16 protein-coding genes and 1 tRNA gene are annotated in these 15,355 nt (G+C 73.0%); 7 read left to right on the top strand and 10 right to left on the bottom strand.

Annotated features, from left to right (window positions below):
* Position 1: 1 nt before the first annotated feature.
* Both ABD347_RS06810 and ABD347_RS06805 read right to left on the bottom strand, forming a co-directional pair.
* Positions 2-415, bottom strand: a complete 414-nt coding sequence (locus ABD347_RS06810; protein ID WP_344357694.1) for a hypothetical protein — start codon at positions 413-415, stop codon at positions 2-4.
* A 201-nt stretch (positions 416-616) separates the two neighbouring features.
* Complete coding sequence (locus ABD347_RS06805; RefSeq protein WP_344357691.1) at positions 617-1,714, bottom strand: ABC transporter ATP-binding protein; 1,098 nt, start codon at positions 1,712-1,714, stop codon at positions 617-619.
* Positions 1,715-1,898: 184 nt separating this feature from the next.
* Between ABD347_RS06805 and ABD347_RS06800 the strand changes: the two genes are divergently transcribed.
* Positions 1,899-1,975: transfer RNA gene (locus ABD347_RS06800), tRNA-Thr, on the top strand.
* Positions 1,976-2,033: 58 nt separating this feature from the next.
* Here ABD347_RS06800 and ABD347_RS06795 read toward each other — a convergent pair.
* Positions 2,034-3,425, bottom strand: a complete 1,392-nt coding sequence (locus ABD347_RS06795; RefSeq protein WP_344357688.1) for an NAD(P)/FAD-dependent oxidoreductase — start codon at positions 3,423-3,425, stop codon at positions 2,034-2,036.
* 59 nt (positions 3,426-3,484) lie between these two features.
* On the opposite strand from ABD347_RS06795, the gene ABD347_RS06790 reads away from it, so the two are divergent.
* Positions 3,485-4,372: an aminoglycoside phosphotransferase family protein gene (locus ABD347_RS06790; protein ID WP_344357685.1), complete on the top strand. Its 888-nt coding sequence runs from the start codon at positions 3,485-3,487 to the stop codon at positions 4,370-4,372.
* 59 nt (positions 4,373-4,431) lie between these two features.
* On the top strand, positions 4,432-4,905 hold the full coding sequence (locus tag ABD347_RS06785; protein ID WP_344357682.1) for a GNAT family N-acetyltransferase: 474 nt from the start codon (positions 4,432-4,434) through the stop codon (positions 4,903-4,905).
* On the opposite strand, the gene ABD347_RS06780 is transcribed toward ABD347_RS06785, so the two are convergent.
* The 4 genes from ABD347_RS06780 to ABD347_RS06765 all read right to left on the bottom strand — a co-directional run bounded on the left by ABD347_RS06780 (position 4,902) and on the right by ABD347_RS06765 (position 8,588).
* The gene (locus ABD347_RS06780) at positions 4,902-5,798 is read right to left on the bottom strand and encodes a hypothetical protein (protein WP_344357678.1); all 897 of its coding nucleotides are present in this window, start codon (positions 5,796-5,798) and stop codon (positions 4,902-4,904) included. The genes ABD347_RS06785 and ABD347_RS06780 overlap by 4 nt on opposite strands.
* Before the next feature lie 168 nt (positions 5,799-5,966).
* Entirely contained in the window at positions 5,967-6,467 is a 501-nt protein-coding gene (locus ABD347_RS06775; RefSeq protein WP_344357676.1) for a hypothetical protein, read from the bottom strand.
* A gap of 370 nt (positions 6,468-6,837) precedes the next feature.
* Positions 6,838-7,452: a response regulator gene (locus ABD347_RS06770; RefSeq protein ID WP_344357673.1), complete on the bottom strand. Its 615-nt coding sequence runs from the start codon at positions 7,450-7,452 to the stop codon at positions 6,838-6,840.
* The gene (locus ABD347_RS06765) at positions 7,449-8,588 is read right to left on the bottom strand and encodes a sensor histidine kinase (protein WP_344357670.1); all 1,140 of its coding nucleotides are present in this window, start codon (positions 8,586-8,588) and stop codon (positions 7,449-7,451) included. Before ABD347_RS06765 ends, ABD347_RS06770 begins: the two co-directional genes overlap by 4 nt.
* Before the next feature lie 78 nt (positions 8,589-8,666).
* Here ABD347_RS06765 and ABD347_RS06760 point away from each other — a divergent pair, with 78 nt between their 5' ends.
* The gene (locus ABD347_RS06760) at positions 8,667-9,245 is read left to right on the top strand and encodes a GlcG/HbpS family heme-binding protein (protein ID WP_344357667.1); all 579 of its coding nucleotides are present in this window, start codon (positions 8,667-8,669) and stop codon (positions 9,243-9,245) included.
* A gap of 29 nt (positions 9,246-9,274) precedes the next feature.
* A complete protein-coding gene (locus ABD347_RS06755; RefSeq protein WP_344357664.1) occupies positions 9,275-10,648 on the top strand; it encodes a M1 family metallopeptidase in 1,374 nt (457 codons plus the stop codon).
* Here ABD347_RS06755 and ABD347_RS06750 read toward each other — a convergent pair.
* Both ABD347_RS06750 and ABD347_RS06745 read right to left on the bottom strand, forming a co-directional pair.
* A complete protein-coding gene (locus ABD347_RS06750) occupies positions 10,629-11,138 on the bottom strand; it encodes a GNAT family N-acetyltransferase (RefSeq protein ID WP_344357661.1) in 510 nt (169 codons plus the stop codon). The two genes, ABD347_RS06755 and ABD347_RS06750, sit on opposite strands and share 20 nt — an antisense overlap.
* 61 nt (positions 11,139-11,199) lie before the next feature.
* Positions 11,200-11,775, bottom strand: coding sequence for a TerD family protein (locus tag ABD347_RS06745; RefSeq protein ID WP_344357658.1), 576 nt, complete (start codon positions 11,773-11,775; stop codon positions 11,200-11,202).
* Between the two features lie 116 nt (positions 11,776-11,891).
* Here ABD347_RS06745 and arfB point away from each other — a divergent pair, with 116 nt between their 5' ends.
* Positions 11,892-12,320 (top strand): alternative ribosome rescue aminoacyl-tRNA hydrolase ArfB, encoded by a 429-nt coding sequence (arfB, locus tag ABD347_RS06740; protein ID WP_344357655.1) that lies wholly within the window; start codon positions 11,892-11,894, stop codon positions 12,318-12,320.
* Positions 12,321-12,785: 465 nt separating this feature from the next.
* Here arfB and ABD347_RS06735 read toward each other — a convergent pair whose 3' ends face one another.
* A complete protein-coding gene (locus ABD347_RS06735) occupies positions 12,786-13,259 on the bottom strand; it encodes a flavin reductase family protein (RefSeq protein ID WP_425575592.1) in 474 nt (157 codons plus the stop codon).
* Between the two features lie 387 nt (positions 13,260-13,646).
* On the opposite strand from ABD347_RS06735, the gene cdgB reads away from it, so the two are divergent.
* A complete protein-coding gene (gene cdgB, locus ABD347_RS06730) occupies positions 13,647-15,338 on the top strand; it encodes a diguanylate cyclase CdgB (RefSeq protein WP_344357650.1) in 1,692 nt (563 codons plus the stop codon).
* Positions 15,339-15,355: the final 17 nt, after the last annotated feature.

Genomic DNA, 15,355 nt, shown 5'->3' with positions numbered 1-15,355 from the left:
CTCAGCTCTCGTGGGCGACGCCGGCGGCGTAGGACGTGTCGCACACGGGCCGGGAGTAGGTCTGCGCCCGGACGGGGCCGTAGTGCTGGACGGCGGCCTTGCCGAGCGCGCGGGCGATCGACATGCAGTGCTTGGCGAGCGACGGGCGCTCCTCCACGGTGCGCTGGAGGTGCGTCAACGCGACACCCGGGTCCTTCTCCTGAAGCTCTGCGAGGAGCTTGTCGCGGAGAATATCCTGCGGGGCACGGGGCTTGGCCCGTACCGAGACGTTCTCCGACGACGCGGTGAGCATCTGGGTCTGGGAGCTGGTGCCCGCCCACGGGACGCTGGTGACCGCGAGAGTTCCGGAGAGCACCAGGACGACGGGCAGGACGAGGGCGAGAGAGCGGCCGATTCGGCGTGCGGTGTGGGTCACGGACGTGAGCGTAGCGGGCGGTGATGATTTGGAGACATTTAGTCACCCCCACGGGGGATGGTTCGATGCTCCTTTTCGAATCAGGGGTTGACGAACAGGGTCCGAATTGACCGCTGTGCCGGGGTATTTGTCGACATCCGGGCGAGGCTGCGCAAACGGCCCCGCACCGAAGTGCGGGGCCGTGTACGCGTTTTGCCCGGGTCAGCCGGTGAGGCGCTCGCCGGTGGAGGTCGAGAAGACGTGGATCTCGTCCGCGCGCGGCACGACGTGCAGCGTCGAGCCCTTCTCCGGGATGGCGCGGCCGCCGACGCGGACCACCAGGTCCTTCTCCTCGCCGTCGACGCGGGTGGAGCCGTACACGTACCCGTCGGCGCCGAGCTCCTCGACGACGTTGACCGACACGGCCAGGCCCTGGTCGCTCTCGGCACCCGCCACGTCGAAGTGCTCGGGGCGGACACCGACCGTCACGGTCCGGTCGCCCTTGTCGGCGGCGGCGGACAGCGCCTCGCGGGAAACCGGCACGACGCTGTTGCCGAACTTGACGCCGCCGTCGGTGATCGGGACCTCGATCAGGTTCATGGCGGGGGAGCCGATGAAGCCGGCGACGAAGAGGTTGGCCGGGCGGTCGTACATGTTGCGCGGGGTGTCGACCTGCTGGAGCAGACCGTCCTTGAGGACGGCGACCCGGTCACCCATGGTGAGGGCCTCGACCTGGTCGTGCGTGACGTACACGGTGGTGATGCCGAGCCGCCGCTGGAGGCTGGCGATCTGCGTGCGGGTGGAGACACGGAGCTTGGCGTCGAGGTTCGACAACGGCTCGTCCATGAGGAACACCTGCGGCTCACGCACGATGGCGCGGCCCATCGCCACGCGCTGGCGCTGGCCGCCGGAGAGCGCCTTGGGCTTGCGGTCCAGGTACTCGGAGAGGTCGAGGATCTTCGCCGCCTCCTCGACCTTCTTGCGGATCTCCGCCTTGTTCACGCCGGCGATCTTGAGCGCGAAGCCCATGTTGTCGGCGACGGTCATGTGCGGGTACAGCGCGTAGTTCTGGAACACCATGGCGATGTCCCGGTCCTTCGGCGGCAGGTGCGTGACGTCGCGGTCACCGATGCGGATGGCACCGCCGTTGACGTCCTCCAGGCCGGCGAGCATGCGCAGGGAGGTGGACTTGCCGCAGCCGGAGGGGCCGACGAGGACGAGGAACTCGCCGTCGGCGATCTCGATCTCGAGCTGGTCGACGGCGGGCTTGGTGCCCCCGGGGTAGATCCGGGTCGCCTTGTCGAACGTGACAGAAGCCATGGTGATGCTGTCCCTTCACCGGCAGGAACGTGCCGGACGATCCGAGTAGAGGGAGTGAGGTGGTCTGGTCCACGTGAGTGAACCCGCAGTGACGCTACCTGGCCGGGGGGCGTCTGTCAGCAGTCGGCGGGCGCCGATATTCTCGACCTGAGGCGCACGGCGTCCGGTTACACTCGTGCGACGTGCCTCCTTAGCTCAGCCGGCCAGAGCAACGCACTTGTAATGCGTAGGTCGTCGGTTCGAATCCGACAGGGGGCTCCAGCGCTCGATGAGCAGGCCCCGGACGGACACGTCCGGGGCCTTCGTCGTGTGCGGGGTGTCAGCGGCGGCCGGAGACGCGGTCGGCGAGGGTGGCGATGCGGTCGGTGGCGGGGGTGTGGGCGGCGGCTTCACGGCGGTCGGCGGCGCGGTAGGCGGCGTAGAGGCCGTGGACGCCGAGCCAGCGGAGGGGTTCGGGTTCCCAGGGGCGGACCTTGTGGTTCACCCAGGGCAGGGTGGTGAGGTCGGTGGGGCCGCACTGGCCGGAGTCCTGCTGGATCAGGTCGCGGAGGGTGCGGGCGGCGAGGTTGGCGGTGGCGACGCCGGAGCCGACGTAGCCGCCGGCCCAGCCGAGGCCGGTGGAGCGGTCGAGGGTGACGGTGGCGCACCAGTCGCGGGGGACGCCGAGGACACCGGACCAGGCGTGGGCGATGCCGGTGCCGGCGAGCCGGGGGAAGAGGCGGACGAGGATCTCGCGGAGGGCGTCGACGGTGGCGGGCCGGGTGCGTCCGTCGTTGTCGGTCCGGGAACCGTAGCGGTAGGGGGCGCCGCGCCCGCCGAGGGCGATGCGGTCGTCGGCGGTGCGCTGCGCGTACATGTAGGCGTGGGCCATGTCGCCGAGGGCCTCCCGGCCGGACCAGCCGATGTCGTCCCAGAGGGACGCGGGGAGCGGGTCGGTGACGATCATCGAGGAGTTCATCGGGAGCCAGGTCCGCCGGTGGCCCTTGACATTCGCGGTGAACCCCTCGGTGCAGCGCAGGACGTAGGGGGCGCGGACCGTGCCGTACGGGGTGATGGCGTGCTTGGGCTTGATCTCGGTGACCGGGGTCGCCTCGTGGATCGTGACGCCCAGGGCCTCGACGGTGTCGGCGAGGCCCTTGACCAGCTTGACGGGGTGGACGCGGGCGCCGTGCGGGGTCCAGGTGGATCCCACGGCGCCGGTGACGCGCACGCGATCGGCGGTCTCGCGGGCGCCGAGCAGCCGGCGGTCGGTCTCGCCGAAGGCGACCTCGACGGAGTGGTACGCCTTGAGGCGGTCCAGCTGGGCCGGGGTGTACGCGACTTCGAGGACGCCGCCCCGGTGGATGTCGGCGTCGATGTTCTCGGCGGCGGCGGTACCGATGACTTCGGTGACGGTGTCGTTCATCGCCTGCTGGAGCCGCACGGCGGCCTCGTGCCCGTGGGCCCTGGCGTAGCGGTCGCGGCCGGCGATGCCGTTGTAGAGCCAGCCACCATTGCGGCCGGAAGCGCCGTAGCCGCAGAACTTGCCCTCCAGGACGATGATGTTGAGGAAGGGCACGGCCTTCTTCAGGTAGTACGCGGTCCACAGACCGGTGTAACCGCCGCCGACGACGCAGACGTCGGCCGTGGTGTCGCCGGGGAGGGGTTCGCGGGGAGCGGGGGTGCCCTCCTGGGCGTACCAGAACGATATGCCGCCGTTGACGGTGTTCATGTGGTTCCTCGGGTCCATCGCCAGTGAGTGGGTGTGGACGTTATCGGACGGGGTGTGGAGTGATCGAGGTACCGGAGGAGCTGGCCGGGACGCAGAGCCGGTGCAACGGCGCGGAGGGGCGGGCGTTCGTCGCCGCGCTGCCCGGGCGGGCGGAGCGGTTCCTCGAGGAATGGGGGCTGCGGCGGACGGGGCCGGTGATGTACGGGATGGCGTCGCTGGTGCTGCCGGTGACGGTGGTGGCGGACGGGGCGCGTGCGGCGCTGAAGCTGCAGCTGCTGGACGAGGAGACCGAGGGGGAGGCGGCGGCGCTGCGTGCCTGGGACGGCGACGGCGCGGTGCGGCTGCTGGCCGACGATCCGGCGACGGGCACGCTGCTGCTGGAGCGGCTGGAGGAGGGGCGGGACCTGTCGGGGGTGGAGGACACCCGGGAGGCGACCCGGGTGCTGGCGGAGCTGATGGCGCGGCTGGTGGCCGTGGCGGCGCCGGCGGGGATGCGGAGCCTGGGTGACATCGCGGCGGACATGCTCGACGAGGTCGCCGACGCGGTGGGGGAGTTGGAGCGGGAGGACGACCGGCGGCTGATGCGGGACTGCGCGGCGGCGGTGCGGGAGGTGGCGGGCGAGCCGGGGGACCGGTTGCTGCACTGGGATCTGCACTTCGGCAACGTGCTGGCGTCGCGGCGGGAGCCGTGGCTGGCGATCGACCCGAAGCCGTTGGCGGGGGATCCGGCGTTCGAGTTGTTGCCGTCGCTGTTCAACCGGTTCGACCGGGACGAGGTGCTGTGGCGGTTCGACCTGCTGACGGAGGTGCTGGGACTGGACCGGGAGCGGGCCAGGGCCTGGACGCTGGGGCGGGTGCTGCAGGACGCGCTGTGGGACGTCGAGGACGGGGAGACGGTGCTGGAGGGGGAGCGACCGGTGGTGGCGCGGTTGTTGCTGGGGCGGTGAGGGGCTCACGGGGTGGGCGCTGCTGGCGCGGTGGGGGGTGCGCGGGGCAGGCTGCGGTCATGATTCGTAGCGCTGTTGTCGATGACGTACCCGCCATCCACGCGATGGTCCGTGAACTCGCCGAGTACGAGAAGGCACTGCACGAGGTGCGGGCGGGCGAGGAGCAGCTGAGGGAGGCGCTGTTCGGGGAGCGGCCGGCGGCGTTCGCGCACATCGCGGAGACGGAGGAGGGCGAGGTCGCGGGCTTCGCGCTGTGGTTCCTGAACTTCTCGACCTGGCGCGGGGTGCACGGCATCTACCTGGAGGACCTGTACGTGCGGCCCGAGCTGCGCGGCGGCGGGCACGGCAAGGCGCTGCTGAGGGAGCTGGCGCGGATCTGCGTGGCGCGGGGGTACGAGCGGCTGGAGTGGTCCGTCCTGGACTGGAACACCCCGTCGATCAACTTCTACGAGTCGCTGGGCGCGCGGCCGCAGGACGAGTGGACGGTGTACCGGTTGACCGACGAGGCGCTGGCGGAACTGGGCCGGGCCTAGGCGCGGTCGCAGGTGAGGGTGGGGCCGGTGAGCATCCCGCCGGTGCTCTCCTGGCCCCGGGGCGTCCAGTATCCGAGCTTGGACACGACGGTGGAGCAGGCCGCGCCGAGGGTCGCGCGGACGGTGACGGTCGTCGGGCGGCCGGGCTGGAGGTCGGTGAGCGCGCAGTCGAGCGCGTACATGCTCCTGGTGGTCGACGGGTGGCGGCCGGGGAGCGGGTTGACGCAGCGCGGGTCGGTCGTGGTGAGCCGGATGCCGGTGGCCTCCTCGCCGATGAGGCCGAGGCGGGCGCTGCCGTCGCCGTGGTCGCTGACGCGGGCGACGGTGTAGGTGAGGGTGGTGGTCGTGTCAGGTCGCAGGGTGACCGGTGTGCCGTCCCCGGCGGTGACGTCGACGCGGTGGGTGGGCTCCGGCTTGGCCTCGGTGAGGGTGACGGTGGCGTGTACGGTGCCGCGCAGGTCGGTCTCCTGCGCGTCGGAGCGTACGTGGACGGTGGCGCTGAGCCGGTAGGTGCCGGGGCCCGGGTACTCGGCGCGGCCGGCGAGGGTTCCGGTGGCGGTGGGGCCGTCGGTGGGGCCGTCGGCCCGGTGGGCGGTCCAGGTGCCGGAGGTGCGGCAGACCGGGCGGATCCGGGTGGTGCCCCGACGGCAGGTGGCGGCGGCCGACACGGTCATGGTGGCGCCGGTGTTGGTGACGCACAGGGCGATGTCGGCGTACTGGCCGTGCGGCCCGCGCAGGGTGCCGCCGGGGGCGCAGTGGGTGACGGGGCTCGTGGAGGGCGGCGCGGCGGCCGGGGTGGGCGGCGGCGCGGCGTGGGCCGCGGTGGCGGTCCACAGCAGCAGCGCGGACAGGGCGCCCAGCGCGTACAGCTTGGTTCGGGGTCTCGTGGTCATCGTTGCCTCCTGCTCGGCGGGCTCGGCCGGCTCGGTCGGCTTGGATGGTGCGGGAGGCACGCGCCGGGGACGTCCGCCCCACGCGGGGACTGCGCCGGTTCCCTTACGCCGGTTCACCCGGGCGGGGTCATACCGATGGGCCCGGGACCGGCGGCGTGGGCCCGTCGGTCAGGGCACCCGCGGGAAGCGGGACTGGAGGGTCCAGATCGCCGGGTTGTCCGCCAGGCCCTCGTGCATGTCCGTGAGGTCGGCGATCAGGTCGTGGAGGAAGTCGCGCGCCTCCCGGCGCAGCACCGCGTGGCCGAACGTGAGCGGCGGTTCCTCGGCCGGCATCCAGTCGGCCTCGACCTCCACCCACCCGAAGCGGCGCTCGAAGAGCATCCGGTCCGTCGACTCGGTGAAGTCCAGCTCGGCGTACTGCGGCCGGGAGGCCCGGCTGCCGCGCGGGTCGCGGTCGAGCTGCTCGACGATGTCGCACAGCGCCCACGCGAAGTCGAGCACGGGCACCCATCCCCAGGCTGTGGACACCTCACGGTCGGCCTTGGTGTCGGCGACGTACACGTCCCCGCAGAACAGGTCGTGCCGCAGGGTGTGGACGTCCGCGAGGCGGTAGTCCGTCTGCGGCGGGTCGGGGAAGCGGCGGGAGAGGGAGTAGCCGATGTCGAGCACGTACTCGATGGTGTCACGGCCGGGGCACGCGTTCTCACGTGCGGGTGAACGGCTCCCGGCTGCCGCGACGGGGCGTGCCCCGCGCCGACGGCGCCGCTCCGCGTGACGGAGGCTCGCGTGGCACCACCCGTCCCCGGGCATGGGCCGTACGCGTCCGGGCACGAACCGCTCGACGACCCGGCGCTGGTCATGCCCGCGAGGGACCGGATACCGGCATGTCCGTGGAGGAAGCCTTCGACAGTCCGGGCAGGCGGTCGGGCGCACCGGGCTTTCCGGCGAGGACCGGCACGAGGCGGCGGACAGGCAGGGCGAGGCGGTCCCCGTTCCCCGGCCGCCCGGCTCCGGCCTCGGGACCGGCCGGTTCCGGCCGTCACGGCAGCAGCCGCCGCTCCTTCGCCACGGCCACCGCGCCCGCCCGGGTGTCGACGCCGAGCTTGGCGTAGACGCGGCCCAGGTGGGTCTTGACCGTCGCCTCGCTGATGAACAGCGCGCGGGCGATCTCGCGGTTGCCCAGGCCGTACGCGAGCTGGCCCAGGATGTCCCGCTCCCGGTCGGTGAGCGCCGGGGCGGAGGCGGCGGAGGCGGCCCGCCGGGCCACCGGGGCGGACAGGGCGGCGCGGCCCTGGGCGGCGGCGTGGATGGCGGCGAACAGTTCCTCGGGGCGCTCGGCCTTCAGCAGGTAGCCGGTGGCACCCGCGCCGATCGCGCGGGTGACGTCGGCGTCCGTGTCGTAGGTGGTGAGGACCAGCACGCGGACCTCGGCGGAGGCGATGCGCCGGGTGGCCTCCACGCCGTCGAGGCCGGGGCCCAGCTGGAGGTCCATGAGCACGACGTCCGGCTTCAGCTTGGCGGCCATCGCGACGGCCTCCTCACCGCTGCCCGCCTCGCCGACGACCTCGATGCCGGGCGCGCTGCCGAGGAGCGCGAGGAGCCCGGCGCGTACGACGGCGTGGTCGTCGCAGAGCAGGATGCGTACGGCACTCATCGCGGCGGCTCCAGGGGGATCGATACGGAGAGCACCGTGCCCTCGCCGGGCGCGGACTCGACGGTCAGGGCGCCGCCCAGCTGTTCGGCGCGGGCCCGGACGGCGGGCAGACCGTGGCCCCGGGAACCGGACGGCGGCACGGCCCGCGGGTCGAAGCCGCGCCCGTCGTCGGCGACGTCCAGCACCACCTGGTCGTCCAGGTAGGTGAGGGTCAGCGCGGCGGACGTGGCGTCCGCGTGCTCCCGCACGTTGGCGAGGGCGCCCTGCGCGATCCGCAGCAACGCCGCCCCCACCCGGTCGGGCAGGCCCACGGGCGGGCCGTCGACCCGGAAGCCGACCGGCAGGTCCGCCGACTCGCGGGCGGCCAGCGCGCGCAGCGCCTGCTCCAGACCGCCGCCCCCGGCCAGGTCGGCGGGCGCCAGGTCGTGCACGAACCGCCGGGCCTCGGCCAGGCTGTGCTCGGCGATCGACGCGGCCGTACGGACATGGCGGCGCGCGGCCGCCGGGTCGGTGTCCCACGTGCGTTCGGCGGCCTGGAGCAGCATCCGCTGGCTGGACAGGCCCTGGGCCAGGCTGTCGTGGATCTCCATCGACAGCCGCTGCCGTTCGGCGAGGGTGCCCTCGCGGCGCTCGGTCGCGGCCAGCCGCTCCGCCTGCCGCCGGCTGTGCACGAACACGGCGGTGGCGACGGCCGCGACGGCGGGCGGGGCGACCAGCAGGTTCGGGTCGAGGGCGCCGTCCGCGAGCTGGAGCTGCGCGGCGACCACGAACACCGTGAGCAGGGCGACCAGCACGAGCGCGGCGCGCGGGCGCAGCGTACGCAACCCGGTGTAGAACAGCGGGACCGCGCACCACGCGAAGCTCGGCGCCAGCACCACCAGCACCATCCACACGGCGACGACCGTGCACAGCCAGGCCATGCGGCGCGGCACGGGCAGCACGTACAGCACCGCCAGCGTCACCGAGAGCGCCACCACCCAGGGGCCCAGGTCCAGCCACGGGTGCCGCAGCAGGAACCGCGCCAGTGAGGCGCCCAGCAGCGCGAAGAACGCGGCGTGCATCACCCGGGCCAGCCGGCGGGCGTCGGGGTCCTGCTCCACGTCCACCACTCCTCGTACCGGATCTCCCTGTCCCATCCTCGCCCGCCCGGACCCGGGCGGCATCAACCGAACGGCTGACCCCAGGGCCCCGGTCCCGCCCCCAGGATCGAAGGCATGACGAACACGAAGCACTCGAAGAAGAAGACGTCGCCGCGCACCCGCCTCCTGGCCGGTACGGTCGCCGCCGCCGCGCTCGGCGCGGGCGCCTTCGGCGCGATCTCCGCGAACGCCGCCGAGCCGGCCCGGGCGCCCGCGGCCGTCACCGCCGACGCCGGCCACCCGCGTGACCTGACGCGGACCGCCCACCTGACCATCGACGCCGCCACCAGGGCCGCGCAGGCCGCCCTGGACGCCGCCGAGAGCGAGAACCAGCGGGTCACGGTCGCCGTCGTCGACCGCAACGGCAACACCGTCGTCACCCTCCGCGGTGACGGCGCCGGCCCGCAGTCCTACGAGTCGGCCGTCCGCAAGGCGTTCACCGCCGTGTCGTGGAACGCGCCGACGTCCGAGCTGGCCAAGCGTCTGGAGAGCGCCCCGAACCTCAAGGACATCCCCAACACCCTGTTCCTCGCGGGCGGCGCCCCCGTCGCCACCAAGGGCACGCCGATCGCGGGCATCGGGGTGGCGGGTGCGCCCAGCGGCGCCCTGGACGAGAAGTTCGCCCAGGCGGGCGTGGCCGCGCTCACCCGCTGAGGCGCCCGCTCCCGCCCTACGATCACGGGGTGGACCTACGCCGCCCCCGTGCCCTCGCCGCCGTCGCCGTCCTCCTCGGCGCCGCCCTCACCGGCTGCACCGGCGAGCAGGACGGGGCGGCGGGTGCGGCCGGGCTGGGCGACCCGTACTTCCCTGGGCTCGGCAACGGCGGCTACGACGTACGCCACTACGCCCTGACCCTCGCCTACGAACCCGGCAGCGGCCACCTCACCGGCACCGCCGACATCACGGCCCGCGCCACCCGGGACCTCAGCGCCTTCAACCTCGACCTCACCGGGCTCACCGTCCACGGCGCCACCGTCGACGGCGAGCCCGCCGCCGTCAGCCGCTCCGGCGGCGAACTCACCCTGCGGCCCGCCGGGGGCGTCACCGACGGCGGCACCTTCCGTACCGTCGTCCGCTACTCCGGCACACCCGCCACGATCACCGACGCCGAAGGGGCGCGGGAGGGCTGGCTGAGGACCGCCGACGGGGCGGTCGCTCTCGGTGAGCCGACCGGTTCCACGGCCTGGTTCCCGGGCAACCACCACCCCTCCGACAAGGCCACCTACACCCTCGCCGTCACCGTCCCGCGCGGGCTGCACGCCGTCTCCAACGGGGAACCGGCCCCGCGGCGGACCAGCGGCGGCCGCACCACCTTCACCTGGCGCTCCGCCGAACCGATGGCGAGCTACCTGGCGACGCTCGCCATCGGCCGGTACGAGACGACGACCTCCCGTACCCCGGACGGCATCCCCGTCCACACCGCCGCCCGGGGGAACCCGGCACTCCTCGGCGAGATCCCCGAACTGCTCGCCTGGGAGGTCGAGAAGTTCGGTCCCTACCCCTTCTCCTCCACCGGTGCGATCGTCGACCCGCGGGTGGACGTCGGGTACGCCCTGGAGACGCAGGGCCGGCCGTTCTTCGACAGGAACACCTTCACCGCCTCGACGCTGGTGCACGAACTCGCCCACCAGTGGTACGGCAACTCCGTCTCGCCGAAGTCGTGGCGGGACATGTGGCTGAACGAGAGCTTCGCGACGTACGCGGAGTGGATGTACGCCGAGGACTTCGGCGGCACACCCGTGCAGGCCAACTTCGACGAGGCGTTCGCCGACGCGGGGAACTGGGCGTTCCCGCCCGCCGAACCGCCCACGGCCGAGGACCTCTCGGGCCCGCCGGTCTACCACCGGGGCGCGATGGTGCTGCACAAGGTCCGCCAGGCGGTCGGCGACGACACCTTCTTCGCCGTCCTGCGCGGCTGGCCGGCGAAGTACCGGCACGCCAACGCCTCCACGGAGGACTTCGTCCGGTACGTGGAGGAGGAGGCCGGCCAGGACCTGACGGAGCTGTGGGACGTCTGGCTGTACGGGGAGGACCGGCCTACAGGGCCTTCCGCATGACGATGCGGTCGCGGGCGAGCCGGTGGTCCTCACGCCGGTCGACCTCCTCGTACCCGAGGCTGGTCCAGAAGGCGATGGCGTTCGGGTTGTTGTCCAGGACGGCGAGTTTGACGCCCTTGCGGCCGACCGCGCGGAAGCGCTTCTCGACGATCTCGGCCAGCTCGCGGCCGAAGCCGGCGCGGTGGTCGCGGGCGTGCACCATCAGCAGCCCGATCCACGGGTCGGGGTCGTCCGGGTCGGGGTGGGCGCGGGTCACCGAGACGCCGATGACGTGTCCCGCCGAACGGGCCAGCAGCACCTCGGTGTCGGGGTGGGACAACTCCTCCGCGAGCGACGCGGCGACCTGCTCCGGCCGGATGTCGTCGGGGTCCGGGAAGTCCCCGCTGAGCTGCTGGAACTCCCGGTTCGACGCGTACAGCTCGGTGAGCTCGGTGAGGAGCGGGCCGGGCAGCGCGCCGTCCTCGCCCGCCTCCAGCGGTTCGACGATCATGCAAAAACAGTAGGGCCCCGGCGCGGACTTCGCCGCCGGGGCCACCGCCTGTGCGCGTCGGTCAGAGGTTGACGCCGAAGTCGCGGGCGATGCCCTCGAGGCCGGAGGCGTAGCCCTGGCCGACGGCACGGAACTTCCACTCGGCGCCGTTGCGGTACAGCTCGCCGAAGACCATGGCGGTCTCGGTGGCGGCGTCCTCGCTCAGGTCGTAGCGGGCGATCTCGGCGCCGCCCGCCTGGTTGACGATGCGGATGTAGGCGTTGCGGACCTGGCCGAAGTTCTGCGAGCGGGCCACCGCGTCGTAGATGGAGACCGGGAAGACGATCTTGTCGACGTCGGCGGAGAGACCCGCGAGGTTGACGTTGATCTGCTCGTCGTCGCCGCCGCCCTCGCCGGTGCGGTTGTCACCGGTGTGGACGATGGTCTGGTCCGGGGTGGACTTGTTGTTGAAGAAGACGAAGTGGGCGTCCGAGGCGACCTTGCCGGCGGCGTCGACGCCGATCGCGGACGCGTCGAGGTCGAAGTCGGTACCCGTGGTGGTACGGACGTCCCAGCCGAGCCCCACAGTGACGGCGGTCAGACCCGGCGCCTCCTTGGTCAGCGAGACGTTGCCGCCCTTGGACAGGCTTACAGCCATGGAGAGTCCCTTTCCTCGTGCCTAGCGTCGTACCGCATAACGCTTCGCACGGCGGAGTGGTTCCATGACCGGAAAACGGGATGACGTGACCGCGTCCGGACAGGGACCATGGAGGCATGTCCGGTCCCTATGTCATCCGTGGTTCGGTCTCCCTGCCGGAGGCCGAGCTCATGTGGCGTTTCTCCAGGTCGTCGGGGCCGGGCGGACAGCACGTCAACACCAGCGACTCCCAGGTGGAGCTGCGGTTCGACCTGGCGCGTACGGAGGCGCTGCCGGCGGTCTGGAAGGAGCGGGCACTGGAGCGGCTGGCGTCCCGGCTGGCCGGCGGGGTGCTGACCGTCCGCGCGTCGGAACACCGCTCGCAGTGGCGCAACCGCGAGACGGCCGCGGTGCGCCTCGCGTCCCTGCTGGCCGAGGCGACGGCCCCGCCGCCGAAGCCGCGCCGCGCGACGAAGGTCCCGCGCGGGATCAACGAGCGGCGCCTGCGTGAGAAGAAGCAGCGCTCCGAGACCAAGCGCGGCCGGTCCGCCCGCGACTGGCCCTGACGTCCCTGGCGCCCCGGCCCCGGCGGGTTCCGTGCCCCCGCCTCCCGCCTCCCGCCTCCCGCACCCGCCCTCCGCCCCGGCGGGTTCCGTGCCCCCGCCTCCCGCGACCCGCACTCGCCCACGACGTCGGCGGGGCCGTGCAGGGTCGTCCCGCAGGGGTTGGCGGCGCCGTCACGGCTCCCTCGCCGGGGCCCAAGGCCGCCGGCTCCGAGGAGACGAGCCCGGAGGGGCCACGCCCCACCCACCGGCGGTGTCTGCGCCCCGTGCCGGTGGCCAACGGGAAAGGGCCGTCCCGCGCCGTTGTGCCCGCCCGTTCCGCCCTGCGGAACGAATGCCCACAACGGGAGGAGGTCCGGAGGAACGCGCGCCCACCCACAACGGGCCCCGGGCGGAACGCGCGGGCACGACGGGGGGCCGGCCGGGGGCCGGCGGGGCGCGCGGGGTTCCGGGGGCGGGGCCGCCGCTTCAGGACAGGTGGCGGTAGTTGCCGCGGAAGTACGTGAGCGGGCCGCCGTCCCCGCCGGGGAAGCCGACCGTGAGGACGCGGGCGATGACCAGCGTGTGGTCGCCCGCCGCCACGCGCTGTTCCGTACGGCACTCCAGCGTCGCCAGCGCCCCGCCGACCAGCAGCGCGCCGCTCGCCGCGCCCCGCACGGTGGGGATGTCCGCGAACAGCAGCCGGTCGCTGACGCGGCCCTTCATCGCGAACCGGCCCGCGATCTGCCGCTGCCCCTCCGCGAGGATCGACACGCCCCACAGCGGCTGCTCCGCGAGCAGGTCGTCCATGCGGGAGCCGTCACGGAGGCTCACCATCACCAGCGGCGGATCCAGCGACACCGACAGGAACGCGGTCGCCGTCATGCCGACGTCCTCGCCGCGCGGGCCCTCGTCGGGGTCGTGCGCCGTGACCAGCACCACGCCGGCGGCCAGTCGGGACATCGCGGCCCGGAACTCGTCGTTGCTCACCCCCTCAGGATGAGGGACGGCGGGGGCGGAGGTCTGGGTCGTCGTCGGCAGCACACCGGGAACGCTAGCCCGGCGCCCGCCGCGCCCGCATCGGGCGAAGGAACCAGCCCGTGGTCCTAGGACCTGGCGCGTTCATGGCCCCATACTGTGCGTTCACGGAAAGTTCATTGCTCGGTTACCACCGGTTCGGCCGGTTTCCGTTACCAACATCATCCTTTGTGACTTGAGTCACAGAGCGCAGGTTTTGTTGACCCTGTGTACCTGGGGTGCAGCTCGCTGTGATTCAGTGGCGGTGACAGTGCAACACGAGCGCCGATGAGAACCCTGGAGTTGCTGTCGAGGTCTCGGGGAGAGCGAGCAATGGAGACCGAGTCGGAGCCGTACGTCCGTCTTGCGACCCTGCGGCAGCTGCATCAGGTCGTCGCCAACCTCAACACGGCCCGCAGTCTGGCCGACACGCTGCAGACCGTCGCCGACGGCGTGACCGCCGGGCTCGGTTACGAACTGGCCTGCGTCAATCTGGTACGCCCCGACGGTGACCTCGTCGTCGCCGCGTTCGCCGGCAGCCCCGCCGCCGAGGCCCTGATCACCGGCCGGGTCGGCTCCCGCGCGTCCTGGGAGCGCCGCCTGGGCATGGGCGAGGCCTGGGGCGAGCTCCGCTTCATCCCGCACACCGAGGGCTGGGTCCTGATAGAGGACGACGTCCCGCAGTGGCACACCGACGGGCCCGAGCCCCGCTTCGAGGACGAGTGGCACCCCCGCGACCGTCTCTACGCCCCGATGTACTCCTCCGGCGCTCGCTCGGCTCACCCGGGCGGCCCCGCAGGCAGCGGCCGCGAGCTCCTCGGCGTCATCTCCGTCGACCGCCCCCGCAACGGGCGCCGCCCCGGCCCCTGGGGCCAGGAAGCGCTCCAGATGTACGCCTCCCAGGCCGCCATCGCGATCAGCAACGCCCGGCTGCGCGCCAACATGCAGCGCGCCCTGGTCCGCCTGGAGCGGGAGCAGCAGGCGCTGCGCGCGAGCGAGGAGTCGTTCCGCCAGGCCTTCGAGTACGCGCCCTCCGGCATGGCCATCGCCGAGATGGGCGGCGACCAGCACGGCCGGCTGCTGCGCGCCAACGACGCGCTGTGCCGGCTGCTCGGCCGCCCCGCCTCCGTGATGCGCCGCTACTCCTTCGCCGACCTGGTGCACCCCGAGGACATCGGCACCCTGCTGCGCACCTCCGCCGAGGGGGGCCGCGCCGAGCTGCGGCTGGCGCGGCGGGACGGCGGCTATGTGTGGGTGTCGCTGCGCAACTCGGTGGTCGCCGACACCGCCGACGGGCCGCGGTTCCTGCTGACCCACGTGGAGGACATCGAGGAGCGCAAGCGGCACGAGCTCCAGCTCGCCCACCGCGCCTCGCACGACGCGCTGACCGGCCTGCCCAACAGCGCCGAGCTGCGCGCCCGGCTCAGCTCCCGGTTGTGCTCCCGGCCGCACGCGGTGCGGTCGACGGCCGGGACGCACGAGGTCGACGCGTACGACAGCGGCGACTACGAGTACGGCGAGCACGCCTACCGGGGCGACGGCTTCGACTTCGCGGCCGGTGCGGAGGGCGGCGCGTACGACCACCATGTGCACGCCGTCGCGCCCGACGGCGAGGTCGACGACGGGACGAAGGGCCTCGCCGTCCTCTTCTGCGACCTGGACGGCTTCAAGTCGATCAACGACCGGTTCGGGCACCACACCGGTGACGCGGTGCTCATCGAGGTGGCCCGCCGGCTGAGCGCCGGCGTCCGGGACGGGGATACCGTGGCCCGGCTCGGCGGTGACGAGTTCGTCGTCCTGGCCGACGGGCTCGGTGCCGCCGACGCCGCCGACCTGGCCGTACGCCTGCGCAACGCGATCATTCCGCCGATCCGGGTGGACGGGCGCGCGGTGCGGGTAGGCGCCAGTTTCGGGATCGGCTGGGCGGAGTGCGGAATGTCCGTCGAAGAGGTGTTGAACTCCGCTGACCAGCGGATGTACATCGAGAAGCGCTCCCGCTCGAAGGTTCACCGCCGAGCGGGGTGAGCCGTTCGGGGTAGGCT

This window comes from Streptomyces gobitricini (genome assembly GCF_039532985.1).
Classification (GTDB): domain Bacteria; phylum Actinomycetota; class Actinomycetes; order Streptomycetales; family Streptomycetaceae; genus Streptomyces; species Streptomyces gobitricini.
The sequence above is the reverse complement of the archived record's forward strand: the minus strand, read 5'-3'. Positions and strand labels throughout refer to the sequence as shown.